The 24,169-nt window shown below is 65.8% G+C and carries 24 protein-coding genes and 1 pseudogene; 12 read left to right on the top strand and 13 right to left on the bottom strand.

Annotated elements, in window-relative coordinates; genetic code table 11:
• Positions 1-6: 6 nt before the first annotated feature.
• Genes G6N09_RS09220 through G6N09_RS09250 form a run of 7 tightly spaced genes read left to right on the top strand, consistent with a single transcriptional unit; the run spans position 7 to position 6,262 of the window.
• Entirely contained in the window at positions 7-1,158 is a 1,152-nt protein-coding gene (locus G6N09_RS09220; protein WP_083027727.1) for an MCE family protein, read from the top strand.
• Positions 1,152-2,744: an MCE family protein gene (locus G6N09_RS09225; protein ID WP_083027692.1), complete on the top strand. Its 1,593-nt coding sequence runs from the start codon at positions 1,152-1,154 to the stop codon at positions 2,742-2,744. The genes G6N09_RS09220 and G6N09_RS09225 overlap by 7 nt, the downstream gene beginning before the upstream one ends.
• The gene (locus tag G6N09_RS09230; RefSeq protein ID WP_083027691.1) at positions 2,714-3,370 is read left to right on the top strand and encodes an Rv1363c family protein; all 657 of its coding nucleotides are present in this window, start codon (positions 2,714-2,716) and stop codon (positions 3,368-3,370) included. The genes G6N09_RS09225 and G6N09_RS09230 overlap by 31 nt, the downstream gene beginning before the upstream one ends.
• A complete protein-coding gene (locus G6N09_RS09235; RefSeq protein WP_234807107.1) occupies positions 3,367-4,347 on the top strand; it encodes an RDD family protein in 981 nt (326 codons plus the stop codon). Before G6N09_RS09230 ends, G6N09_RS09235 begins: the two co-directional genes overlap by 4 nt.
• Positions 4,344-4,886, top strand: a complete 543-nt coding sequence (locus G6N09_RS09240; protein WP_083027690.1) for an Rv1363c family protein — start codon at positions 4,344-4,346, stop codon at positions 4,884-4,886. Before G6N09_RS09235 ends, G6N09_RS09240 begins: the two co-directional genes overlap by 4 nt.
• A complete protein-coding gene (locus G6N09_RS09245) occupies positions 4,853-5,560 on the top strand; it encodes a mammalian cell entry protein (RefSeq protein ID WP_083027689.1) in 708 nt (235 codons plus the stop codon). Before G6N09_RS09240 ends, G6N09_RS09245 begins: the two co-directional genes overlap by 34 nt.
• Before the next feature lie 33 nt (positions 5,561-5,593).
• Complete coding sequence (locus G6N09_RS09250) at positions 5,594-6,262, top strand: YoaK family protein (RefSeq protein ID WP_083027688.1); 669 nt, start codon at positions 5,594-5,596, stop codon at positions 6,260-6,262.
• Positions 6,263-6,273: 11 nt separating this feature from the next.
• Here G6N09_RS09250 and G6N09_RS09255 read toward each other — a convergent pair whose 3' ends face one another.
• Genes G6N09_RS09255 through G6N09_RS09300 form a run of 10 tightly spaced genes read right to left on the bottom strand, consistent with a single transcriptional unit; the run spans position 6,274 to position 16,835 of the window.
• On the bottom strand, positions 6,274-7,059 hold the full coding sequence (locus G6N09_RS09255) for a mannan-binding family protein (protein WP_083027687.1): 786 nt from the start codon (positions 7,057-7,059) through the stop codon (positions 6,274-6,276).
• Between the two features lie 11 nt (positions 7,060-7,070).
• On the bottom strand, positions 7,071-7,682 hold the full coding sequence (locus G6N09_RS09260) for an Rv1363c family protein (protein ID WP_083027686.1): 612 nt from the start codon (positions 7,680-7,682) through the stop codon (positions 7,071-7,073).
• Between the two features lie 19 nt (positions 7,683-7,701).
• On the bottom strand, positions 7,702-8,952 hold the full coding sequence (locus G6N09_RS09265; RefSeq protein ID WP_083027685.1) for an MlaD family protein: 1,251 nt from the start codon (positions 8,950-8,952) through the stop codon (positions 7,702-7,704).
• Positions 8,949-10,196: an MCE family protein gene (locus G6N09_RS09270; RefSeq protein ID WP_083027684.1), complete on the bottom strand. Its 1,248-nt coding sequence runs from the start codon at positions 10,194-10,196 to the stop codon at positions 8,949-8,951. The genes G6N09_RS09265 and G6N09_RS09270 overlap by 4 nt, the downstream gene beginning before the upstream one ends.
• A 2-nt stretch (positions 10,197-10,198) precedes the next feature.
• Complete coding sequence (locus G6N09_RS09275; protein WP_083027683.1) at positions 10,199-11,404, bottom strand: MCE family protein; 1,206 nt, start codon at positions 11,402-11,404, stop codon at positions 10,199-10,201.
• Positions 11,401-12,465 carry an MCE family protein gene (locus G6N09_RS09280; RefSeq protein ID WP_083027682.1) on the bottom strand — a complete coding sequence of 355 codons (1,065 nt, stop codon included), beginning with the start codon at positions 12,463-12,465 and terminating at the stop codon, positions 11,401-11,403. The genes G6N09_RS09275 and G6N09_RS09280 overlap by 4 nt, the downstream gene beginning before the upstream one ends.
• A complete protein-coding gene (locus G6N09_RS09285; RefSeq protein ID WP_083027681.1) occupies positions 12,458-13,549 on the bottom strand; it encodes an MlaD family protein in 1,092 nt (363 codons plus the stop codon). Before G6N09_RS09285 ends, G6N09_RS09280 begins: the two co-directional genes overlap by 8 nt.
• A complete protein-coding gene (locus G6N09_RS09290) occupies positions 13,546-15,105 on the bottom strand; it encodes an MlaD family protein (protein ID WP_163752739.1) in 1,560 nt (519 codons plus the stop codon). Before G6N09_RS09290 ends, G6N09_RS09285 begins: the two co-directional genes overlap by 4 nt.
• A gap of 1 nt (position 15,106) precedes the next feature.
• The gene (locus tag G6N09_RS09295; protein ID WP_083027955.1) at positions 15,107-15,964 is read right to left on the bottom strand and encodes an ABC transporter permease; all 858 of its coding nucleotides are present in this window, start codon (positions 15,962-15,964) and stop codon (positions 15,107-15,109) included.
• Position 15,965: 1 nt separating this feature from the next.
• Complete coding sequence (locus G6N09_RS09300) at positions 15,966-16,835, bottom strand: MlaE family ABC transporter permease (RefSeq protein ID WP_083027954.1); 870 nt, start codon at positions 16,833-16,835, stop codon at positions 15,966-15,968.
• 380 nt (positions 16,836-17,215) lie between these two features.
• Here G6N09_RS09300 and G6N09_RS09305 point away from each other — a divergent pair, with 380 nt between their 5' ends.
• Together G6N09_RS09305 and G6N09_RS09310 are read left to right on the top strand one after the other, a co-directional pair.
• Complete coding sequence (locus tag G6N09_RS09305) at positions 17,216-17,806, top strand: hypothetical protein (protein ID WP_083027959.1); 591 nt, start codon at positions 17,216-17,218, stop codon at positions 17,804-17,806.
• An 82-nt stretch (positions 17,807-17,888) separates the two neighbouring features.
• Positions 17,889-18,512 carry an Rv1363c family protein gene (locus G6N09_RS09310; RefSeq protein WP_083027953.1) on the top strand — a complete coding sequence of 208 codons (624 nt, stop codon included), beginning with the start codon at positions 17,889-17,891 and terminating at the stop codon, positions 18,510-18,512.
• Positions 18,513-18,525: 13 nt separating this feature from the next.
• Here the strand turns inward: G6N09_RS09310 and G6N09_RS09315 are convergent, their stop codons facing one another.
• Both G6N09_RS09315 and G6N09_RS09320 read right to left on the bottom strand, forming a co-directional pair.
• On the bottom strand, positions 18,526-19,614 hold the full coding sequence (locus G6N09_RS09315) for a phosphodiester glycosidase family protein (RefSeq protein ID WP_083027952.1): 1,089 nt from the start codon (positions 19,612-19,614) through the stop codon (positions 18,526-18,528).
• Between the two features lie 122 nt (positions 19,615-19,736).
• Positions 19,737-20,459 carry a pirin family protein gene (locus G6N09_RS09320; protein ID WP_083027951.1) on the bottom strand — a complete coding sequence of 241 codons (723 nt, stop codon included), beginning with the start codon at positions 20,457-20,459 and terminating at the stop codon, positions 19,737-19,739.
• Positions 20,460-20,524: 65 nt separating this feature from the next.
• Here G6N09_RS09320 and G6N09_RS20435 point away from each other — a divergent pair.
• The 3 genes and pseudogenes from G6N09_RS20435 to G6N09_RS09330 form a co-directional block, all read left to right on the top strand.
• Positions 20,525-21,034: pseudogene (locus G6N09_RS20435) on the top strand (putative alpha/beta hydrolase); the annotation flags it as partial.
• Positions 21,035-21,574: 540 nt separating this feature from the next.
• On the top strand, positions 21,575-22,438 hold the full coding sequence (locus G6N09_RS20440; protein ID WP_407662687.1) for an alpha/beta hydrolase: 864 nt from the start codon (positions 21,575-21,577) through the stop codon (positions 22,436-22,438).
• 83 nt (positions 22,439-22,521) lie between these two features.
• Entirely contained in the window at positions 22,522-22,995 is a 474-nt protein-coding gene (locus G6N09_RS09330) for an LppA family lipoprotein (RefSeq protein ID WP_083027949.1), read from the top strand.
• A 4-nt stretch (positions 22,996-22,999) separates the two neighbouring features.
• Here the strand turns inward: G6N09_RS09330 and G6N09_RS09335 are convergent, their stop codons facing one another.
• Positions 23,000-24,124, bottom strand: coding sequence for an NDMA-dependent alcohol dehydrogenase (locus G6N09_RS09335; protein WP_083027948.1), 1,125 nt, complete (start codon positions 24,122-24,124; stop codon positions 23,000-23,002).
• Positions 24,125-24,169: the final 45 nt, after the last annotated feature.

Consider the following 24,169-nt stretch of genomic DNA (forward strand, 5'->3'; position numbering starts at 1 on the left):
ACCGCGATGAAGACGGTCAGCCGCCGCGGCTTGCAGGCGCTGGTACTGCTGATGGCCGCCCTGACGCTGTCGTCGTGCAGCAGCTGGCGCGGGATCGCCAACGTGTCCTTGCCCGGCGGACCGGGTAGTGGACCCGGCGCCTACACGGTCTACGTGCAGGTGCCCGACACCTTGGCGCTCAACGGCAACAGTCGCGTCCTGGTCGCCGACGTCTTCGTCGGCGCGGTGGAGCGGATCGAGCTCAAGAACTGGGTCGCCACACTCAAGCTGCGGCTGAACAGGGATGTCCACCTGCCGCGCAACGCCACCGCGAAGATCGGCCAGACCAGCTTGCTGGGCTCCCAGCACATCGAGTTGCGGGCACCGGAGAACCCAGAGGGTGAACTCCGCAACGGCGACACCATCGGGATGAGCAGTTCGACGTCCTACCCGACGATCGAGCGGACCCTGGCCGGGCTGGCGCTGCTGCTGCAGCGCGGTGGGTTGTCCGACCTGGACACCATCACCACCGAGTTCGCGGCGCTGTCCAATGGGCGGGGCGATCAGATCCGGGCCTTCCTGACCAAGCTGGACACGTTCATCGGCAGTCTGAACGACCAGCGGGAAGACATCACTCGGGCGATCGACTCCAGCAACCGGCTGCTGAGCTACTTCGGTTCGCACAACGACAGCATCGACAAAGCCCTGACGGACTTCCCGCCGCTGTTCAAGTACTTCAACGCGCAGCAGGCGATCTTTATCAACGCTGTTGATGCGCTGGGCGTGATGGGCACGCAGGTCAACCAGCAGATTGCACCCGCGCGGTCCGACCTGCACCAGGTGCTGACCTCGATGCAGTGCCCGGCACGGGAACTGCGTAAAGCGTCGCCGTATCTGCCCGACCTGCTGCAGGTCATGATCACCGCGCCGTATCACGTCGACGGTGCCTTCAAGGCCGTTCGTGGCGACTTCATCAACACCTCGCTGGTGGTGGACCTGAGCTACGCGGCCATCGACAACGCGATCCTGACCGGAACCGGTTTCTCTGGAATGCTGCGAGCGTTGGAGCAGTCCTTCGGCCACGACCCCCAGAAGATGATCCCGGACGTTCGGTACACGCCGAACCCGGCTACCGCACCCGGCGGTCCATATGTGGAAAGGGCTGACCGGAATTGCTGAAACCACAGATCAAGCGCCAGCTGGTCATCTTCAGCGTCCTGACGGCGGTGGCGCTGCTGGTGTTGGGCGTCTACTACCTGCGGCTGCCGACGCTGGCCGGCGTGGGCCAGTACTCGCTGAAGGCGGATCTACCCGAGGCCGGTGGTCTGTACAAGACCGCCAATGTGACCTACCGCGGCACCATCATCGGTCGGGTCACCAGCGTGGAACCGACGGAGTCCGGGGCCCAGGCCACGTTCCAGATCTCCAGCAAGTACAAGATCCCGGTAGACGCCAGCGCCAACGTGCACTCGGTTTCGGCGATCGGTGAGCAGTACCTGGATCTGGTGTCGACCGACAATCAGGGTCAGTACCTGAAGGCCGGCCAGACGATCACCAAGGGAACCGTCCCGTCTGCGATCGGGCCGGCGCTGGACACCGCCAACCGCGGGTTGGCGGCGTTGCCGACGGGCAAGATCTCGGCTCTGCTGGATGAGACGGCGACGGCAGTCGGCGGGCTGGGCCCGTCACTGCAGCGTCTGGTCGATGCGACGCAGGCGATCGTGGGCGACTTCAAGGCGAATCTGGGCGACGTCAACGACATCGTGGAGAAGTCGGCGCCGATCATCGAGAGCCAGACCGAGTCGGGCGACTCCATTCACCAATGGGCGCGCAACCTGAATGTGTTGGCCAGTCAGGCGGCCAGCCGAGAAGACACCGTCAAGCACATCATCTCGGATCTGCCGCCGTTGACCGACCAGGTCCACTCGGTGTTCAGCGAGACCAAGGACACGCTGCCGCAGCTGATGGCCAACATGGCGATCCTGACGGAGATGTCCAAGCGGTACAACCGGAACACCGAGCAGGTGCTGGTCTTCCTTCCCCAGGCCGGTTCGATCATCCAGACCGTGACATCTACCTACCCCGGCCGAGGATCGATGGGCGTTGCGCTGGGGGCGTTCCCCGGTCCGATCTTCCCGGTGCCGGTTCCCGGCCTGAGCCTGAACTCGCCTCCGCCCTGCTTTACTGGCTTTGTGCCGGCGTCGGAGTGGCGGGCGTTCGCCGACACCAGCCCGGCGGAACTGCCGGATGTCGCCTGCCGGATTCCGCAGGACACCCCGGGGAACTCCGTACGTGGTGTCCGCAACATCCCCTGTGTTGACGTGCCGGGTAAGCGGGCGGCGACACCCAAGGATTGCCGCAGCGACAAGCCGTACGTCCCGATGGGCACCAACCCCTGGTACGGCGACCCGAACCAGATCCGGAACTGCCCGGCCCTGGGTGCACGCTGCGACCAGCCGGTCGAGCCGGGTCACGTCATTCCGGCTCCGTCGGTCAACACCGGGCTGAACCCGCTGCCGGCCAATATGGTGCCGCCGTCGCCGCAGCCGGTGAGCGACCCGCTATCGCGGCCAGGTACCGGTAGCGTGCAGTGCAACGGTCAACAACCGAACCCCTGCATCTATACCCCCGGCGGGGGACCAGCCGCGATCTACAATCCGCAGAGTGGCCAGGCGGTGGGGCCAGACGGCGTCGAATACTCCGTCGAGAACTCGATGAACTTAGGAGACGACGCATGGAAGGGGATGCTGGCGCCGTTCCGCTGAGCACGGACGAGGACCAGCAGACCGCAGAGACCTCGGCTGAGGGCGCGGCAGACGCGGGCGTGGACACGGAGCAGGACGCTCTGGTGGAGTCCAACGACCCGGCGGCGGTAGACGCCGTTTCGGCGCCGTCGCGTCTCGGGCGTCGCCAGCAGGCGGGGATCTGTGTGCTGTTGTTGCTGCTGGCCGCGGGCTTGGTGGCTGCCGGGATGGTCGGACTGCGGGAGCACGCCGCCAGCCAGCAGCTGGCCCTAGACAACGCCGAAGCCCTGGAGGCGGCCAAGGCCTGTGTCCTGGCGACGCAGGTGCCGGACCCGGACGATGTGTCGCTGTCGCAGCAGAAGATGCTCAATTGCGCGGCCGGCGAGTTTCGCACTCAGGCCACCCTGTTCGCCCAGATTCTTCCGCCGGCTTATCAGGCTGCCAAGGTCCATGTCGAGTTGACCGAGATGGGCGCCGCGGTAGAGCGCAACAACCCGGACGGTTCCATCGACGTCTTGGTGGCGTTCCGCGTCAAAGCCGACAACATCGAGGCCAAGGGCAAAGAGGTCGGCTATCGACTGCGCGCCCAGATGATTCGTGAGGACGGGCAATACCGCATCGGGAAGCTCGATCAGGTGGCCAAGTGACCGAGCCAGTGACCGAGCCAGTGGCCGAGCCAGTGACCGAGCCGGTGGCTACCGAGCCCGCCACGTGGAGGACCCGCGCGAGGGCATTCGCCATTGATCTGGTGCCGGGCGCGACGGTCATCGCGGCTATGGGCATGGCCGCCCTGTGCTTCCCGTTCGGTGGCGCTTGGTGGTGGCTGGCCACCCTCATCGGCGCCTTGGCGTTCCTGGCGACCGAGGCCAACCGACTGTTGCTTCCGGTGATCACGGGGTGGAGCTTGGGCCGGGCCGCGACGGGTATCGAAGTGGTGCGCCCGGGCGACGGGTCGGCCACCTCGGTCGGCGCAGTACGGCTGCTGCTGCGCGAAGTGGCGCACCTACTGGACTCGGTGCCGATTCTGCTCGGCTGGCTCTGGCCGTTGCGGGACCGCCGGGGTAGAACGTTCGCCGACATGGTGTCGGGGACCGAGGTGCGCGCGGTGTCGCGGCGGCACGCCCCGAATAACATTCGGTCCCTGACGGTGGGGGCCTTTGTCGGCGCGGCCGTCCTGACGCTGCTGGCGGCTACCGCCGTTTACACGGTGGTCTACGAGCGCGACCACAAGTCGGATCTGACCCGTAGCGAGATCTCCCGGCAGGGTCCGAAGATCGTCGCGGACATGTTGTCCTACGATCCGCAGAGTCTGCAGGAGGACTTCGATCGCGCGCAGTCGCTGGCCACCGAGAAGTACCGCCAGCAACTGATCCCCCAGCAGGATGCGATCCGTGACGCCAAACCGGTCCCGAATTTCTATCGGGTCACCGATGCGGCGGTTCTCGACGCCGCGCCGCACCGTGCCTCCATGTTGCTGTTCCTCCAGGGACAGCGGGGGGAAGCCGGAAAGGAACGCCTGATCAGTGCTTCCGTCCGGGTGGCATTCCTGCAGAGTGCCGGTAGGTGGCAGGTCGATGATCTAGCCGTGGTGAGTAAGCCGCTTCCGGCCGAGGGGGACAGATGAGTCCGCGCCGCCCCGTACCCAGCGAGCCACTGTTCGCCGGCCAGGTGGTGCAGCGGCGTCGCCGGCTGCCGGTAGTGATCGCCAGTGCATTGGCGGCGACTGTCGCCGCGCTTGCGGTCTGTGCCCTGACCCTGGTCACCCACGAACACCAGCGGCGGGTGGCGGTCAGGAATGTCGAGGCCCTGGCGGCGGTCGAGTCGTTTATGACGATGTTCACCTCGCCGGATCCGTTTCACGCCAATGACTATCTCAAGGCGGTTATGGAACATGCCACGGGTGATTTCGCCAAGCAGTACGAGGAAAAGGCCAATCAGATCCTGGTGGCGGTCGCGCGGAGCGAACCGACCACGGGAATAGTGACCGCCGCAGGTGTCGAACGGTGGAATGACGATGGCACCGTCAACATGCTCGTGGCGGTCGAGAACAGTGGCAAGTCGCCGGACGGCAAGCAGGACGTCAAGGTGGCGACGCGCTGGATCGCAACGGCGGAGAAGGAAGGGGACCAGTGGAAGATCAGCAGTCTGAACCAGGTGCTGTGACCGACGAGTCCTCCGGGCTAGACGTCGAACCCATCGCCGAGGACGGCGACCAGCTGCACGAGGCTGGCGACGACCACGACGGCGAGCTGGACGCCCAACCGGAGCCTGAGTCCGACGAGGATGAGGCGTCACCGGCAGCCGAGCCGCCTGCCCGGCGCAAACTCGGCATCCGGCTGGCTGGTGTGGTGTCGGCGGCGGCATTCGTGGGTGCTGCCGCGTTCGCCGCCGGCGCGGCGCAGCCCTATCTGATCGACCGAGCCGAGGTGGCCATCAAGCTTGACATCGCCCGGACGGCGGCCCGGGCGATCCACACGCTGTGGAACTACACCCCGGAGAACATGGACACCCTGCCCGACCGGGCTTCGGTCTACCTCAGTGGTGACTTGGAAGCCCAGTACCGGAAGTTCATCGACGCGATCGCCGACAGCAACAAGCAGGCGAAGGTCACCGACAGCACCGAGATCGTCGGCGCGGCTGTCGAGACACTCGATGGGCCCGAAGCCACGGTGATCGTCTACACCAACACCACCGCGACCAGCGAACTGAGCAGATCGATTCCGCAGATCAAGTACCTGACCTATCGGCTGTACATGAAGCGGGACCAGAACCGGTGGGTCGTCACCCGGATGCCCACCATCACCTCGTTGGATCTGACCCCGCGTCTGCAGGGTTGAGCGCAGGCTCTTTCGAGAAGGTAGCGGGGGAGCATGCCGATAGCGTCGCCGTTGTCGCAACGGCGCACCGTAGTCGCACTACTGTTGCTGACTTTTGCCACCGGGCTCGTCGACGCGGTGAGCGTCCTGGTGCTGGGCCGCGTGTTCGTGGCCAACATGACGGGCAATGCGATCTTCCTGGGTTTCCTGTTCGTTCCCGGTACCGGTTTCGATCTGACCGCTGCGATCGTCGCGGTCGGCGGGTTCCTCGCGGGTGCGGTCATCGGTGGGCGGCTGTTCCGGATCTTCGGTGAAGAGGACCCGCGTCGCTGGCTGACCATGGCGCTGGGCCTAGAGGCCGCCCTGCTACTGGCGCTGGCCGGGCTGGCCGGAGCGGGTGTGCTGCACTACGACGGATTCAGCAAGCTGGTCCTCACGGTCGGACTGGCGGTGGCGTTCGGAGTGCAGAACTCCACGGCCCGCCAGTTCGGTGTCCAAGAGCTCTACACCACGGTGCTCACGTCGACCATCGTCGGCATCGGGGTGGACAGCAGGCTGGCCGGTGGTGGCGGGGGCCGTCAAAGGCTGCGGTACACGGTGGTTTTCGTGATGATCTTCGGGGCGATCGTCGGTGCGACCTTGACGCATCTCTTCGTTGCGCCGGTGATAGCGATTGCGGGCGTCGTGGTGCTGACGAGCCTGGCGTTGTTTCGGTACGGCTGACCGTCAGCCGATCAGGACCCGCCGTACTCCGGACGCAGAATCGAACTGAGCGCCGACAGCGGAATGTGCGCCTGGACATTGCCGCCGTCCATGTACCACTGCATCTGGTTGTACTGGATCGGGCTGTCGTGGCTTACCGGGTAATCCGGCATGTACAGGATCAGCTCGTCAGGTGTGAGCGCCCACGAACGGTAGCCACCGGAGAAGACCTTGTCGGGCGTGAAGCGTTCCGGAACGAAGGGGTAGTCGCCGGGCCGGTGCTCCCAGAATGCCCGGTCCAGAGCATCGACGATGTAGGGCTCGCCCAGCTGGGGGATGGCCGCCAGCGGGTCCACCCCAGGCTTGGTGATGTCGGCCAGCTGAAGCTGCCGTCCGCCGGCACCCATGTCGAAAGTGAAGGTCCGGTAGGCGTTGTTGATGTACGGGCCGTCGGAGTGATAGTCCTCGTGGAAGACCACGGTCAGCGCGCTGCCGTGCTGGAAGATGTCGTAGTTCTCGTTGCCCCAGCTGTCGGCGACCATCGAGGCGCCCTTGCTGCGCCAATTGGTGAACAGCTTGGACAGGTAGTCGCGGATAGGGGGACCGGCCACGGGGTGGTCGACGAGATCACCGGGCACCGCCATCCGGATATAGCGAGTCGCCAGCCGTTCGGAGTGGACGTCCGTGGTGCAGTACTGACCGTCCCAATTGCCGCCCAGCCCGCTGCAGAACGACGGCGCCGAAGCGCTGACCGCAGGTGCCACCGACAGTGCACCTGCCGCGGCGACCATACCCGCCAATAGCCGGGGCGCCCACATAGCTTGCCTCCCTAGGGCAGTTCGACTTTGCTCGCCAGCCACCGGCCGTCGACCTTCTGCATCGTCATCTTCATCCGGGTGCGGTCCACGCGCGGATCCGGGCGATTGGTGTTGGTGACCGCCTGGTTGACCATCAGCAGCACCACTACTTCATCCCGCGAGCCCGACTGCACCGCCGACTGCACCACGGTGCCCCGTGCCGTGGCCTTGTTGTCGATCAGCAGTTGCCGCAGTTGCACGCTGGCCTTGGTGTAGGTGTCTTTGAAGTCGCCGGTCGCACCATTGAGGACGGCGGCAAAGTCGTCATCGACCTTGGTGGAGTCGATACTGGTCAACACCTGGGCGTAGTTCACGGCGGCATCCTGAGCAGCCGACTCCGCCGCGGAGGTCCGATGTTGCTGCCACAGCTGCCAGCCGAGTCCGGCGACCAAGGTGAAGACGACGATGACTGAGACGACGTAGCCAAATCGGAGAACCAGCCGCACCAAAAGCCTGCCTACGACAGCCAGCACTGCCTCGGTCGTCTCTTCGACGGCCTTCGCCTTCGACTCACCAGAGAGCGGCGCAACGTCTTTGGCGGCCTCATCGGCCGGTTCGGCGGCGGGTTCGTCAGCGGTGCTCACCGCACGGTCTCCTCGGGCATCAGCGTGGCGGATCGATCAGCAGTGGCGGACCGCCATACGGGGTGGGAATTGTGTAGCGGCCCTTGGGAGTCGGGTCGGTGGTCGCCGCCAGGTCAGCGCCGGAGGGCGGCCCGGCCGTATCGTCACCGGGCGGGCGGGGGGCATTGTGGGCACCACGAACCAGTACGGACTGATCGGTGTCGCGGCAGTAGCCGTACAGGAAGGGCTCGGGGTAGTCCGCCTGGGACGGAGGCCGCCGGGGAGTGCCGTACTCGCAGGCGTAGCGCGGGTAGATGTCGACCGTCGCCCACAGCCCGTCCTCGCGGATCGCCGTACCGATGGCCTCTACCGTCGAGCCCCGGTAGTTGGGGAACAGTGCGTTGAGGGCCGGGGTCCGGACGTAGAGCAGCTGCGCTGTGGTGACCAGGTTTCCGAGCAGACCGACCATGGTGTCGGAGTTGTCGTCGAACAGTCCGTCAACCTCCGACAACATCGCCGGGGCCTGATCCACGAGGCGGTTGTAGCCACCGATCATCGGCGTAATGCCTTTGAGCACCTTGTCCAGGTTGCCCGATGTCGTGGCCAAGCCGTTGTTGACATCGCTGAGCATCGTGAGAACGACACGGCTCGACGTGAGCATGCTGACCGTCTCGGGCAATACCGCGTCCAGGGTGGAGATCAGGAATGAGCCACCGTCGATGATGTCGGTGAGCTTGCTCGGGCCCTCGCCGGACAGGCTGAGTTCCTTCTTGATCAGCTCGAGTTTGCTCGGATCGGTCTGTGCCAGCATGCCGTCGGCGTCGGCGAGCAATTGCGACATCGGAATCGGGGTGGTCGCCTGGTCCCGCGCGACCACGCTCCCGGCCGCCAGAAATGGCCCGGAACTCGACGGGGGCACGAAGTCGATGTACTGCTCGCCCGCCGCCGACAGGCCAGAGACCCGCACCGCGCTGGCGGCGGGGATCTTCACCGTGGAGGCGATGTTGGCGACCGCGTCGACTCCAGTGCTGGTGATGCGCAGCGACTCGATCCGTCCCACCGGCACGCCGCGCACCGAGACGTCCTGGTTGGCCAGCAGTCCGCCGGAATCGGGCAGCGCGATCGTGATCTGGTACGTCGACCGGGTCGGGTTCACCTGAAGCGCACCCACCAACAGGTAGCCGATGGCTACCACCAAAGTGGTGGCCAACGCGAGGGTGGACAGCAGATTCTTCCGCTGATAGCTGGCCCGGACCAGCGCAACGATGCGGCGGCTGAAGGCGTCGATCATGGTGTCGGCCCCTGTCCCGGTGGACCGGGCTCACCAGCCGCGGCCTCGATCTCTGCTGGGGTTGGGGGTATCGGGGGACCGACCGCCATCCACGGGGCCTGCCCCATGTCGGAGTCCGGTCCGCGACCGACCACACGCTCCTGCAACCGCCACAGGGTGAATTTGATCGAGCCCGCCAGTTTGGCCCAGTCGTAGCGCTTGGGGCCGTGAAACGCGGGGTCGCCCTTGAACCCGGCGTCGGGCATCGACCCCCACACCAAGCGGTCAATGCTGGCGTGAACCGATGCGCCGCCGTTGGGCATCATCTTGATGAACGGTGCCATCAACCTGTTCAGGGCGTACAGGCTGGTGTTCGGGTCGGTCGCCACATCGTTCCAGGCGCCGGCCAGCACATTGGCGTCCTTGATGAAGCTGTGCCCCGAGTCGTCGGTCCCGGCGATCGACGGGAACCGGGACAACTGCCGACTGGTTGCTCCCAGTTGCTCCACCAGATCGGCGATCTGGCTGGTGTTGTCCGCCAGGGTGTCGGTCGCCGGGCCCGCCGCGTTCAGCACGTCGGTGAGTGCGGCGCTGCGTGAGTCGAGTGCATCGGCAAGCCGGCTGGTCTCCCGAAGCGCCGATTCGATCTCGGTCGAGCGGGCGTTGAGTTTGGCCAACAGATCGTTGGACTGGCCCAGCAGCTTTCCGAACGCCTTGCCCTGATCTCCGGTCGCCTTACCGGCTCCGTTGACGAGATTGGTGAAGTTCTGCACGGCGCCGCCGTTGACCAGCAGTGCCGCAGAGCTCAGCACCGATTCCACGGTGGCGGCCGATGCGGTCGAGTCCAACCCGATGGTGTCGCCACCTTTGAGCAGTGGCGCCGACGGATCGACCTGAGTGGGCAACTTGATCGCCACGAAGACGTCACCGAGCGGCGTAGCAGAGCGCAATTCTGCGGTGCTGCCCAACGGAATCCGGACGCCATCCATGATCCGCAGGGTGGTGACCGCGGTGTAGTTGCGGGCGACCATCGACTCCATCTGGCCGACATCGGCGCCGGAGAGCTTCACCTTCGCGTGCCCGGGCAGGTTCAGTGCGTTGGCGAATACCGCGGTGAGCAGGTAGCCGCCGCTGCCGATACCCGGCGCCGGCAGCGGCAGGGCGTCCAGACCACTGGTGCCGCAGCCCGCCACCGACGAGGCGACGACGGCGCTGCACAGCAGTGCCGCTAGCGACTGCGCTACCCGTCTGCGTCGTGGCGTCACGTCTACTGTCCCATCATCGAAAGGCCGTCCAACACGTATGTCAGGCCGAAGTCCGGGCCGTAGTCCGCCAAAGTTCCTGTTCCGCAGCCCAATTGCCGAAGATGCATCATGTTGCAGAGCTCTTTGGTGCTTTGACTGTCGATCAGGACTTTGTCGACCAGGACGTGCAGGCGGAATGCGCCGTTGTTGGTGTCGATCGCGTTGTAGAGATTCTCCATCGTCAGCGGCATGACGTCGATCAGCTCAGCCAGGTCCCGCTGCTTCTCCACGAGGGCGGTCACGGCGGTGTCGCCGTTGAGGATGCTCTGTTTGAGATTGTCCCGATTGGCCTGGAGCAACGATGTGGCCTGCGTGACGATCTCGTTGAACTTGCGGCCGGTGCGACCCGTTCCGAAATCCTCGTTGGCCAGCATCTGACTGAGTTGTCGCGTGGTGGAGCCGAATTGGCGCAGCTTTGCGTCATTGCGGGCCGCGGCGTCCATCAGCGAACTGAGGTTGGTGATGATCGACGTCAGCTGGTCGCCGGTCACTTCGCCCCGATCGGAGCTGAGTCGCAGGGCCCGCGACAGTTCGCTCAGTGCTGATTTGATCTTCTCGCCGTTGCCGTCGGCGATGTCGGCACCGGCATTGATCACGTCCGCGACCGGCCCATTTCCTTTGCCGTCGCCGCCAAGCGACTTCGAGACCTTGTCGAGCATGTCCAGCACCCGGTCGAAGGCCACCGGTGTCCGGGTGCGGTTCAGCCCGATCGTGGTGCGGTCGGCCAGCACCGGTCCGCCGGAGTAGGCCGGGGTCAGCTCGATCTGCCGCGCGGTGAGGATCGAGGTGTTGATGGTCACCGCATGCACGTCCGCGGGGATCTTCACACCACGGTCGACGGTGAACTCGGCCTCGACGTACTCGCCCTTCGGGGTGACCTTCTTGATGGTGCCCACCGGCATTCCGAGCACCGCGACCACGTTGCCCTCGTAGAGTCCCGCGGCGCTGTCGAACTGAGCGGTCACGGTCAGATGCCTGCCGAATGGGTTGAGCTGGTAGGCCGCGATCGCGGCGACGATCAAGGCGCCGGCCACCAGTGTGCTCAGCAGCGCCCGAGTGCGGCGGCGTCCGGTGCCGGACTGAGCCGGAGTGGCCGCGGGAATCGAGGAGCCGTCGTCTGTCGACTCTTCGATCGGGTCGTCTGCCGCGGTGGTGGGTGGGGCGCTCATTTGCAGTCCTTGAAGTACTCGATCATGCCGAACTGCTTGGCTCGACCGCTGATGGCGCACATCCACGAGTCGATCGCGATCCCGTTACCGGCGAAGAACTCGACGGCCGGGCCGTAACCGGTGGCGTTGGTGATACCCCGCAGGGGCGGGGGCGCGGATTGGATCAGGCTGCGCAGCATGTCGTCGTGCTGTCCGAGCATGTCCGACAGCGCACGGAGATTGGCCAGCATGTCGTCGAGCATCGACCGGTCCTTGACCACTACGTTGTTCAGTTGGCCCACCAGCGTGGTCAGCGCAGCCAACATGGCGTGGAAGGTGTTCTGCCGCGCCACCAATTCACCGATGAAGTCCTGGCCTTGATCGACCAGGTTTCCCAGGCTGGTCTGCTGGTTGCGCAGGGTGTTGGCCACCCGTTGGGTGCTGGCCAGCAGGGTGCCGAGCTCGTCGCGCCGATCGGCGGTGATCTTCGCCAGCGTGTGAAGATTGGCCATTGCCTGCGGAACCACCGGGGGAAGCCCACTCAGTTGTTGGCCGAGCACGGCAAGGGACTGCCCGAACTGGTCGGAGTCCACCTGGTCGAAAGTGGTGGTGGCGTCGTCGAGCAGCGACTCCAAGTCGTAGGGCACCTCGGTGTTGGCCAACGGGATGCGCTTGCCGGGCAGCGCCCCTGGGCCCTCGGGCTCAAGTTTCAGGTAGCGCGAGCCAAGGATCGTCATCACCTGGATCTTGGCCCGGGTGTCCTTGCCCATCGCGACGTCGTTGCGCACGGTCAGGCCGGCCACCACGTGGTCGCCGGCCAGTCGCATGCTGGTCACCCGGCCCACCTCGATGCCCGCCACCATGACCGGGTTGCCTGGGGTGAGCGCGGCTGCCTGGGCGAACTCGGCGGTGTAGCGGGTGTAGCCGAAGCCGATCACCTTGACGAAAAGCGCTGCGGCCACCACGACAGCGACTACGGCCAGTGCGCCGAAACCCAGCCAGGTGGTGTTGTACGACTCCAGTGGCCTAGTGCGCCACTCGCTGACGAATTTCCGGATCGGCGTGGTGATTGCGTTACCCATCGGCGGTGTTCCTGCATCGGGGCGTATGCCAGGCCAGGTTCTCCTGGGTGATCGGACGGGCATTGCCGGGTGTTGCGGCGTTGACGATGATCGTGGTGACGTCGTTCAGGCCGGGGAAGAATCCGGTCGCGTTGAGGTCGCACAGGTAGGCAGTGCCATAGGCCCCGTCCCCGAACGTCCGGGCCAGACCTTTGAGCATCAGCGGCAGGTTCGCGCCGGTGAAAGCCAGCTGCGGCTCGATTCCCGCCATGTGCTGGGTGAACCCGGGCTCGCGGTTGATCATCTCCTCCAGGGAGGGGAACACCTCGTCAGAGATCCGCGCCAGCTGCCGCGTCACCTGTGCCAGGGAGCCGACCGAGGACTGCAGGGCTGGACGACGCGAATCCAAGTCGGCGACCGCTCGCCGGGCCTGGGTCAAGGCGTGGTCCAACTGATCGTTCTGCCCGGCGATGGTGCCGGTCAACCGGTTGAGGCTGCTGATGAGGCCGCCGAGCACCTCATCTCGTCCGGCCAGCGTCGCTGTGAGCGTCGACGATTGATCCACCAGCGCGGTGATGGACGCCTGGTCGCCCGAGAGCGACTCCAGGACTCCCCGGGTCAGATCGTCCGCCTGCTTGGGGTCCAGCAGCGACATCAGGGGCTTGAAGCCGTTCAGCAGGGCGCCGACGTCGAAGGACGGCTCGGTGCGGTCCACACCGATGACGCTGCCGCGGGGTAGGACTCGTTCTTGCTCGGGCTCTCCCGAGCTCGCGCCCAGTGACAGCCCGAGGTAACGCTGGCCGATGATGTTCTGGTAGGTCACCGAGGCGACGGTGTTGCCGTACAGCTTCTGATCGCTCTGCACGATGAACGAGACCTTCGCCAGTTTCCCGTCCAGCGCGACCTTCTCCACCCGGCCTACCCGCACCCCGGCCATCCGGACATCGTCGCCCTCGCGCAAGCCGTAGACGTCGGTGAACACGGCGGCGTAGGGGGTGGTGGCTCCGGCCACGTCACGGCGCAACGTGGCGTAGACCAGCCAGGTGAGCACCGTCGAAACGACCATGAAGAGGCAGAGGCCGACCAGGGTTCCGCGGAACTTCACTTGCGCCCTCCCGTGCCTGCCGGGACGAATGATACTGCGGTGCCACGTGCGACGGGGCCGAGAAGCAACTGCTCGGCCACCGATGCCGGCGCATCTTTCCCGGTGATCAAGCCGAGCTGATCACGCTCGACCTGGCTTCCGACCGGTCCGACATTGCCGCTGAAGGACGCCGGCGCCGCCGGCTGCCATTGCGGGGCATGGGGCTGGGTCGGTATGGGCGGGCTCGGCGGGGGCGGCGGGCCCGGGTCGAGAGGGTCGGCGGTGCTGGGAACGCGCGGGAACGGCCCGGTCCACCACGGCAGCGGGGGGTTGGTGTCTTCCAGGCTGCGATTCGGGTTGATCAGCGGTGGTCCGACCGCGTGCAGGTTGCCGTCCGGGCCGATCTCGGTGCCCGGCGGCGGCTCGAGGCCGGCGGGGAAGTGGTAGTTCTGTGGCAGCAGGGTCTCGGGAAGCTCGGACCGCACCGAGATCATCGGCGCGGTGAAGCAGCTCGGTCCCTTGACCTCGCCGTACTGCGGGCAGTCCGCCCGGGTGTAGGTGAACATCGGCGTGAAGGACAAGTTGGCGCGCATGTTCCGGGTGACCAGTTTGGGGTCGTAGAGCTCGTCGAAGAACTTGTCGGAGAGTCGATTCACTCGGGTGAAGATAGGGACGAACTTGTCGGCGTTGTTGGCCAGAACCCCGACCACGGGGGTGAGGTCGTGGGTGATCTGGATCAGCTGATCGATGTGGTTGTCGAGGGCTTCCCGGGTGACGCCCACGGTGTGCCGGCCGCTGGCGACCAGCGAGGCCAACTCCGCACGCTTCTGGGCGAACGCGCGCATCGGTTCGACAGCCTGGTGAAGAGCGTCAACCAGTTCGGGAGCCGTTGACTGCAGGCCGTGGGTGGCGTTGAGCAGGGCAGAGACGGTCGACGGCCCGGGCTCGGTGGCGACGATTCCGTTCAGTTGGTCGAGCAGCCGGGACATCTGCGCCCCGGTGTTGAGCAGCTTGACGCGCCGGTTGTCGGTGGCTGCGCCGACGGCGGCCAGGATTCCCAGGCTGTGGTCTTCGCGGCCCCGGCCGGTGGCGGCGAGGATGTCGCGAAGTTTGGACACGGTGGTCTGGAAGATGACAGTGGACAGGTCGCCGTTCTCGGCGATGTGGCTGCCGTCGCGGATGGTGGAGCCACCGGCGCCGGAGTCGACCAATTGAATCGAGGAGACCGCGAAGACGTTGGACGGCACCACTCGGGCGGTTACCGAGGCGGGGATGTCCTTGGCGTAGTCGGGCTTGAGGCTGATGTGGACGAAATTCGGCTTGCCGTAGGCGGCCGGGGTCACGTCGGTGACGTTGCCGACCAGCAGGCCGTGGTACTTGACGTCGGACTGGGCCGGCAATCCGTCGCCGACGTTGATCAGGTCGGCCACCACCCGCACGTAGGAGTTGAGCATGCCGGTGGACTTGGCCAGCAGACCCGCGGTGGTCAGCGCGATCACCAGCAGGACCGCGATTCCCGCCCCCAGCAGTTGGTGTTCGGAGGGTCCCCGGCCGTCGGTGTCCAAAGAATTGCTCACGTCAACCACCGAACCTTGCGCCGGCGTCGATGCTCCACAGCGCCATCGTCATGAGCATGTTGACCATGATCACGATCGTGATACTGGCGCGCATGGCTCGGCCGGCTGCCACACCGACGCCTTCGGGGCCGCCGGAAGCGTAGAAGCCGTAGTAGCACTGCACGGTCGAGGCCAACCACACGAACACCACGCACTTGAGTACGGAATAGATGATGTCCTTGCCGCTCAACATCATCGTGAAGTAGTGCATGTACGGGCCGATCGAGCCGCCGCCGATGATCCCGGTGACGAACTGGCAGGTCAGGTAGGTGATCGCCAGGCAGGCCACGTACAGCGGGATCACCGCGATGGTGGCGGCCATCAGTCGGGTGGTGACCAGGAAGGGGATCGGCCGGATCGCGATCGCGTCCAGGGCGTCGATCTCCTCGGCGATCCGCATGGCGCCGAGTTGCGCGGTGAACCGGCAACCGGCCTGCATGGCGAACGCCATCGAGGCCATGATCGGCGCGAGCTCGCGGGTGTTCACCAGTGACGAGATGATTCCGGTCGCCGGTCCCAGGCCCAGCAGATTCAGAAAGTTGTAGCCCTCGATCGCTACCAGTGCACCGGCGGTGAAACCCAGGACGATCGCGACTCCGGCGGTGCCGCCACCCACCACGATGGAGCCGTTGCCCCAGGCGATATCGGAGAGCAGTCGCAGGAACTCTTTGCGATAGTGGCGCAGCACGGTGGGGACACCGGCCACAGCGCGGCCGAAGAAGACCAGCATGTGTCCCAACCGGATGGTGGGCACCGAGGCCGCCCGGTAGGCGCTCACCAAGGGGCGCGCAAACACCGGGATGTACGAGGACGCCGTCAATTCACAGCCCCGTCCGCGGGTAGAGCACGTTGTATAGCTCGCTGATGCCGACATTGACGATCATCAGCACCAGGATCGACTCGACCACCGACGCGTTCACCGAGTTGGCCACACCGGCCGGTCCACCGCGGGTGGACAGGCCCTTCTGGCAGGACACCACCGCGACGATCGCGCCGTAGACCACGGCCTTGATCAGCGCCACGATCATGTCACCGGTGGTGGCGAACGAGGAGAACGTGGCGACGAAGCTGCCGGGCGCACCCTTTTGGAAGTAGACGTTGAACAGGTAGCTCGCCAAAAAGCCGACGAAACAGGTGATCCCGGTCAGCGCGACGCCGACCATGATGGCGGCGCCGAACCGGGGCACCACCAGTCGGCGGATCACCGAGACCCCCATCACCTCCATGGCGTCGGTCTCCTCGCGCATGGTTCGCGATCCCAGATCGGCGGTGATAGCCGAACCGACCGCGGCAGCCATCAGCATGGCCGCCACCAGGGAAGCGGCCTGCCGAATGACGGCCAGCCCCGCGGCCGCGCCGGCCAGGGACGTGGCACCTACCTGATTGGCCAGCAGGGCGAACTGGATGGAGAGCGTGACCCCGATCGGCAATGCCACCAGGATCGTGGGCAACACGGCAGTGTTGGCCATGAACGCGCTCTGCCGCACAAACTCGCCCCACTGGAATCGGCCGCCGAACAGGTCGGAGAAGAAGTACTGCACGGTGCGAACCGCCAGCACGCACTGTTCCCCGACCGTGGTCAGCGACGCCAGCGGGTGGCGACGGGTGTAACCGACAGTCCAGTCCTGGATGGCTGCCACACCGTCGAGGGGAGCCTCGTCGGCGAGGTCGCGCTCGTCCTGGGTGGTCATCGGTCGCCGATCGTGGTCGTGAGATCACCGGGGGTACCCGATCGGGTGTGTGGCCGATGATCCATGGCGGTCACCATAGTCAGAGTTCTTACTCCGCGGTAGGGTTCGGAACTTCTTTGACCAACTGGTGGGTAGGTAGCAAGGATACGCATGGCGACGGTTGGGGAAGAGCTCATGGGGTGTCGCCGCGACCTTTCATCCGGACATGATGTCGGACACAATGCCCCGCCAAGGCCGCTTCAGGCAACATGACCTCTGTTATGGACGGGTTACTGGTCAGTAGCGCGCCTTTTCGTAGTTTTCCCGCTTTCCGGCGGGCTTCGATGGCGATACTCGACCTGGCCAAGCGTGATCGGTGGAAGGAAGGCTGGACGGTGCGGATGCGGGGACGCTGGACCCAGATTGCCGGCATAGTCGGGTGTGCGCTGGCGGCCGCGGGGGTGCTCGTGCCGGCTCCCGCCGGCGCAGACTCGGATCAGGCGCCGGCGCTTCCGGTGTTCATTCCCGGACCCACCGACTGGTCTCCCAGGATGGATATCTGGCCCTACAGCACCTTCACCTACCAGGTGACGCCGGAGATGATCGCCGGCATGTCGGATTCGTGTCAGTGGTTCAACGCGCAGTTCGATCCGCTGATGGGGCAGATCAATGCCGTCAACCGCAACCTGGGCGAACACCACGACCGCTACCCGGGCGTCCAGTCGCAGGTGGATGCCGTGGTGGCCAACATCGACCGATCGACCGGCTTCCTGGGTCCACGACTACAGCCGCTCACCATCCGCAACACCCCGGACAACTTCGGCCCGTACTCGCCGATCTACGGCGGTGAACAGCTGACCGGCGTGCTGTTCCAGCTGTCCCGGATCGCCGACAGCCTGCGTACCAAACAGCCGTCGGGCTTCGCCCGCCCCCACCTCGACGCCGCGGCGGGGTGGGCCGACGCACTGCGGAACTCCAGGGCCTGCGCTTGAAAATCCGCCGCAGCCTGGTGGGGTAGGTTCGGGTGCGTTGCGGCCGAACGGCTTGCGCAGCGGACCATGAGAGGTAGTTCAGGTGTCGGACCGTGAGGGCGAGCAGGCGGCCACCGAAGCCGAGGCCGTCCCGTCGGCGGTTGAGGCCGCTGAAACCGAGGCCGCCGAGACTGAGGCTGCCGAAACCGAGGCCGCTGACGATGCCGCCGAGCCCACGGCGGAGAGCCGAGCCCCGCGGCTGGACCGGCGATGGATTGCGGCCGCGGTCCTGATGCTGGGCCTGATCGCGGCGGCCTACGAAGGCTGGTTGTTATTCGCCCACCACCAGCGCGCTGTTGCCGCCACGCAGGCACTCGAGGCGGCGGCCAGCTACACCCTGGTGCTCACCAGCGTCGACCCCGCCGCGATCGACCAGAACTTCGCCGAAATCCTCGACGGAGCCACCGGCGAGTTCAAAGACGTCTACAGCGCGTCCAGCGAGCAGCTGCGCCAACTGTTGATCGACAACAAGGCGACGGCGCACGGCACCGTCATCGACTCGGCGGTGAAGTCCGCCAGCAAGAACCGGGTCGAGGTGCTGCTCTTCGTCGACCAGGGCGTGAGCAACAAGGCCGCCCCCCAAGTGCAGATCGACCGCAGTCGAATCGTGATGACTATGGAGAAGGTCAACGGCCGCTGGCTGGCCGCCCAGGTCGAGATGCCCTAGGCGATGTCCGCCGCTAGTTGAATCCGAGCCAGCTGGGCAGCCCGCGTTCGTGCGCGTCGCACAGGACCTGCGCGGTGTCACAAGTTCCGCGGGGGACCCCGGCGCCGGTCCACATGCCGCCGGCGTCGCGGCGCAGCACGACCGCCGACGACGAACCGCCGTCGAGCAGTACGGCGTGGTCGCTGCCTAGGCCGCGGAACAGATCCTGCATGTTGTCGGGTGTGTAGTGGCCGCCCTGAAAGATGTACAGCTCGTCTTTGGCTCGCGAATAGCCCACGGCGGTGCGTGCCGCGCTCGGCCCGCCGTCGTTGAGTTGCCCGGTGAACCCCGGGGCCAGCAAGCCCAGTCCGCTCACCGCGACGAATCGGTCCCCGCGTTCCACCAGGCCGGTCACCGTGGGCCCGGCCGAGTCGTAGTCCCCACCGTCGCGGCCGCCGCGCGGCCACAACACATAGGGTGCGCCGCGAGTCGGCAGGATCATCGTGGTCAGCGTCGACCAATGCTCGTTGCCGCCGGACAGTCCTTGTTTGCCGGCGTAGGGGATGGTGCCGGTGACCGCGACGTTGGCCCGGCCGTTGCCCCGGGTGTTGTCCACGTAGGTGCCCAGCGGGGAACTGCACTTGGTGGTCCGCCAGGATCCGCCTCGCTGGCCGCGGATGTCGAAGAAGTTGGCGTTGATGGCCACCGTAGGCCGACCCAGCGCCTGCCAGGCCTGCAGCGGGGTATAGAGCTCGGAGGCCTGCATCAGCCCCTCACTGGTGCGGGCGCGCGGATCGCGTTCGCAGCGGCTCTGAGCGCCGCTATGGCTGTCGACGAGCAGGTGCGGCTCGATCCGCTGTGAGGCCGACTTGAGAACCACCAGATGCCCACCGCTGGACATCTCGTACCAGTCGCCGGCGGCGTTGAGCATCGGTGTGGGATGCCCGCCACCGAAGTTGTAGACCAGGTACGAGCCGGGGGTCCGCGCGATCGCGGCGGCCAACTGGTCCTGGGCGGCGGCACGCGCGGTCGGCTGGCCCGGGCCGATCGCCAGGGATGAGCAGAGCAGCACCGCGGCGCAGCCGGCCGCCAGCCGGCGCGCAAAACCCACTGGGGTCGACACTGTTTGTCCCTTCAGCTCCGGACTGGGCGACAGCAAGTTCCCACGGTAGTCACAGAAACCACCGGGACAAGCTGCGTGACCGGATTGTGTTGCTAGCGCGGCAGATTGGTTATGGCCAGTGATCAGCCGCCGAGCCGGCGCTGCATCTCCCAGATCAGGATCTCCGCGGGGGCGGATGCGATGAGGCGTTGACCGCCGTCGCCGGTATAGCGGACAGCATCGCCGGTGTGCAGCGCGCCGACGCCCTCCAGATCGACATGGCCGACCGCGACAAACAGATGGGTGTACGGCGCATCAGGTAGTTCGACACGGTCTCCGGGTTGCAGCCGCGCGGCGTGCAGCGTGGCACCGGCATTTCCGATGCCGACCGCGGCGTCGGGGTCACTGCCGGAGGCGACGGCGATGAGCCCACCCCCCGCCAGTGCGTCGCCGATGTCGTGCTGCTGGTAGCCGGGGTCTGCCCCCGGCGTGTCCGGCATGATCCACATCTGGATGAAATGCACCGGCGTGGAATCGGATTCGTTCTTCTCCGAGTGCAGGATCCCCGATCCGGCTGACATCCGCTGCGCCAGGCCCGGGACGATCACGCCTGAGTTGCCGATCGAGTCGCGGTGGCTCAAGGCGCCGGACAGCACCCAGGTGATGATCTCTGCGTCGCGGTGCGGATGGGTGTCAAAGCCAGTACCGGGTGCAACCACGTCATCGTTGTTGACCAGCAGCAGTCCGTGATGGGTGTTCGCCGGGTCGTAGTAGTCGTTGAACGAGAACGAATGCCGCGAGGTGAGCCACGATGTATTGGTGGCTGCGCGGTCGGTTGCCCGGCGCACATCAAGCAGGCCCGTCATGACCGTCAAGGCTAGCGCGCCAAAGCGGCTGGTTCCGCTGGTCGCGACGGGTTAGCCTCGGTCGGGTGAGCCGTCCCGCGCTGCAGTACCTGCAGATCGCTGAGCTCACGGCGCATGCCGGGGGTGATCCGTGGGCCATCGACGACAGTCTGCAGGCCGGCAGTCCCACCCAGATCAATTTCTTGGCTCAGGCGTTTCACTCCGCCGCCGGCTCGGCGACCGCCGCCGAACAGACCTTCCGCACCGCCCAGGAACACTTCGCGCAGTACAACCGCGAAAACGGCGAACAACCCATCAACAACGGCGCCGAGGTGGCCCGGGTCAAAGAGGGCCTGCATGCCACCACCGAGCAGCTCGGCCAGATCGCCGCGGACCTGGAGACCATCGCCGCCGCCCTGGCCCAAGCCCGTAACGCCGCGCGGGCCAACATCACGGCGCTCAACGCCAACCTGATCGGCCTTGACGCCCGCATCGGGATGTACCTGGACCTGGAGAACCAGGGCTACGACTATGACGCGGACATCGCCCAGTGCCGTCAGTTGGCCAAGGATGACACCGCGACCGCGCTGCACAACGCCACGGTGATCCGCGGCAGCTACTCGAAGTCCCTGCAGCAGGGGTTGACCAATCTGCGAGTCAGAAACGGCTATGACCCCGAGGAAGCGCTCGACAAATTCGACGCGGATGCACCGGCACCACCGCCCGGGCCCGTCCCCGACGACCCGAAACAGTTCAACGACTTCTGGAACAGTCTGACCCCGGGCCAGAAGGACTGGCTCTACAGCCAGGACCACAACATCGGCAATCATCCGGGGATGCCGTGCGATCCACCGGACCAGTTGGGCTACGACCACTACAACAAGCTGCACTTGGCTGATGAACTCGGCCGGGCCCAAGGCGCTGCCGCTCAAGCCGAGGCGCTGCAGAACCAGCACCCGGACTGGGCGGCCGGCACGAACATCCCCCGCCCCAACGAACCCGGGGCGATCTTCGATGACCGCGTCGCCTACGAGAACTGGCAACGCCAATTCGACGCAGCCCGCGACGGCGCCAAGAATCTGCCTGATCTGCAGGCCGTTGATTCGGCGGTGCGTGCCAGTCCGGACCGCAAGCTGATGCTGCTGGACACCGAGAGTGGCACGCAGGTTCGGGCCGCCATCGCGATCGGAGATCCGGACAAGGCCACCCACGTCTCGGTGACCACGCCGGGGCTGAACACCACGGTGCACGGCGGCATCGGGGCAATGACCGAAGAGGCGACCAACCTTCGGCAAGAAGCTCTACGGCAGTTGGGCCTTACTCCCGGGCACGCAACCGATTCCGTATCGACAATCGCCTGGATCGGCTACGACCCTCCGCAGGTGCCCGGTTTTGACGACAAAACCGCGTCGCTGTCCGGAATCTGGGGAGTCACCCACGACGACCTCGCCAGGGCTGGAGCCCACGACTTGGCCCGCTTCTATGACGGGATTCAGGCCTCGCACCTCGGCGGCCCCGCTGATCTGACTGCCATCGGGCACTCCTACGGCTCGCTCACCACCGGGCTGGCGTTGCAGGAACCCGGCGATCACGGGGTATCGCGGGCGCTGTTCTACGGATCGCCAGGAATCGCAGCGTCCACGCCGGAACAGTTGCAGCTGCAGTCCGGCCAGGTCTATGCGATGGAAGCCCCCGACGATCCCATCCAATGGGTCTATGACGCCAGGGCGGTGGGTCAGGGCATTCCCCTTCTGGGCACCTACCTCAACAACGAGTTCGGTGACTTCGGATCCAACCCGGCGACCAACCCCGAATTCACCCGCCTGGCCACCGGTGCCACGACAGTGCCCGACGGACTTGGCGGCACCCTGACGCTGCAGGAAGCGCACGGGCACAGCGATTACCCGCGCTTTCCCGATGGAGGAGGCGTTCGAACGACCAACTACAACATCGCCGCGGTGCTGGCAGGCCTCGGCGACAAGGCGGTTCGAGGAAATTGATGTCTCACAACATGTCCCCACCCCAGCCGCGACGATGCCTGTCTGCTGCCTTGGTCATCGCCGCATTAACCGCAGGATGTCACGTGTCCCAACCGTATGAACCCACTCCGCCCAGCGTCGCCGCAGAAGCCCTGGATGTGCTCAGATCCCTGCCGTCGTTCGAGGAGACCCAAACTCAGGTACAGGCAGCGATGGATGAGATCACCACTGCCGCAGGCCAGTTCATCCCATCGGTCAGGTGGGAGACGCTCCACGAGGGCTCAGGTGGCCGCTGCGAACGTCCTTACGAACAGACCGAGGGCAAACGCTACTTCCTCCCCGACGCCATAGCGCAGAACGTCGACGTGTCGGAACAGACCTGGGCCAGGATCGAGCAGGCGGCCAAGGCGGCGGCCGCCAAGCTGGATGCCACCGAGATTCAGGTCATGCAGGATCAACCTGGCAACCACGACGTCGGGTTCTACGGTCCCACCGGACTTTTCATCAAAGTCGGCTACCGGGGAAACCTCGTGGTCTCGGGCTACACCGGGTGTCGGCTGCCGCAGGACAAGAAGTGACGGTCTACCAGTCCGATTCGTCGTAAGTGATGACGCCGCGGATGTTCTTGCCGTCGATCATGTCCTGGTAGCCGTTGTTGATGTCCTCGAGCTTGTACGTCGTGGTGATCATCTCGTCGAGCTTGAGCAGACCGGACTTGTAGAGGCCCACCAGCTTGGGGGTCTCGATGTGCGAGCTGCCGCCGCCGAAGATGTTGCCCTTCAAAGTCTTCTGCAACATGGTGAACAAGAACAGGTTCAGCTTCACGTCGGCGTCGACCATCGCGCCCATGCCGGTCACCACGCAGGTTCCGGTCTTGGCGGTCAGGATCATCGCCTCTTCGATGTACTCGCCCTTCATGTCCCCGACGGCGATGATCACCTTGTCGGCCATCAGGCCCCAGGTCTCCTCCATGACGGGCATGATCGCCTCGGCCATCGACGAGTAGACGTGGGTGGCGCCGAACTTCACGGCCGCCTCGCGCTTGAAGGGCACCGGGTCGATCGCGATGACACGGCGGGCGCCGGAGAGCACAGCACCCTGCAGGGCGCTCATGCCGATGCCGCCCACACCGATGATGATCACGGTCTCGCCCGGCTTGACCTCGGCAACGTTGGTGGCCGAACCGAACCCGGTGGGCACCGCGCAACCCATGATGGCCGCGACCTCAAACGGCACGTCCTTGTCGATCTTGACCACGGAGTCCTGGTGCACGGTCATGTAGGGCGAGAACGTGCCCAGCAGGTTCATCGCCGAGACCTCATGCGATCCGGCGTGGATCCGGTTGGTGCCGTCGGCGATGGCCTTGCCGCCCAGCAGCACCGCCCCGCGGTCACACAGGGAGCGGAAACCCTTCATACACGGCGGGCAGGAGCCGCATGCGGGGATGAAGGCCATCACGACGTGGTCGCCCTCTTCCAGACCGGTCACACCCTTGCCGACCTTGGTGATGACGCCGGCGCCCTCGTGGCCGCCCAGCGCGGGCAGGCCCATTGGGGTGGCTCCGGTGGTCAGGTGGTAATCGGAGTGGCACATGCCCGCGGCGTGCATCCGGACCTGGACTTCGCCCTCGACGGGGTCACCTAACTCAATCTCGTCGACCCGCCACGGAGAGTTAACTTCCCACAACAATGCGCCCTTGGTCTTCATGACGGGCATCATAGAACACGTTTCAGAACTGAGCCTGACGGGTGC

Source organism: Mycolicibacter minnesotensis (assembly GCF_010731755.1).
GTDB lineage: Bacteria > Actinomycetota > Actinomycetes > Mycobacteriales > Mycobacteriaceae > Mycobacterium > Mycobacterium minnesotense.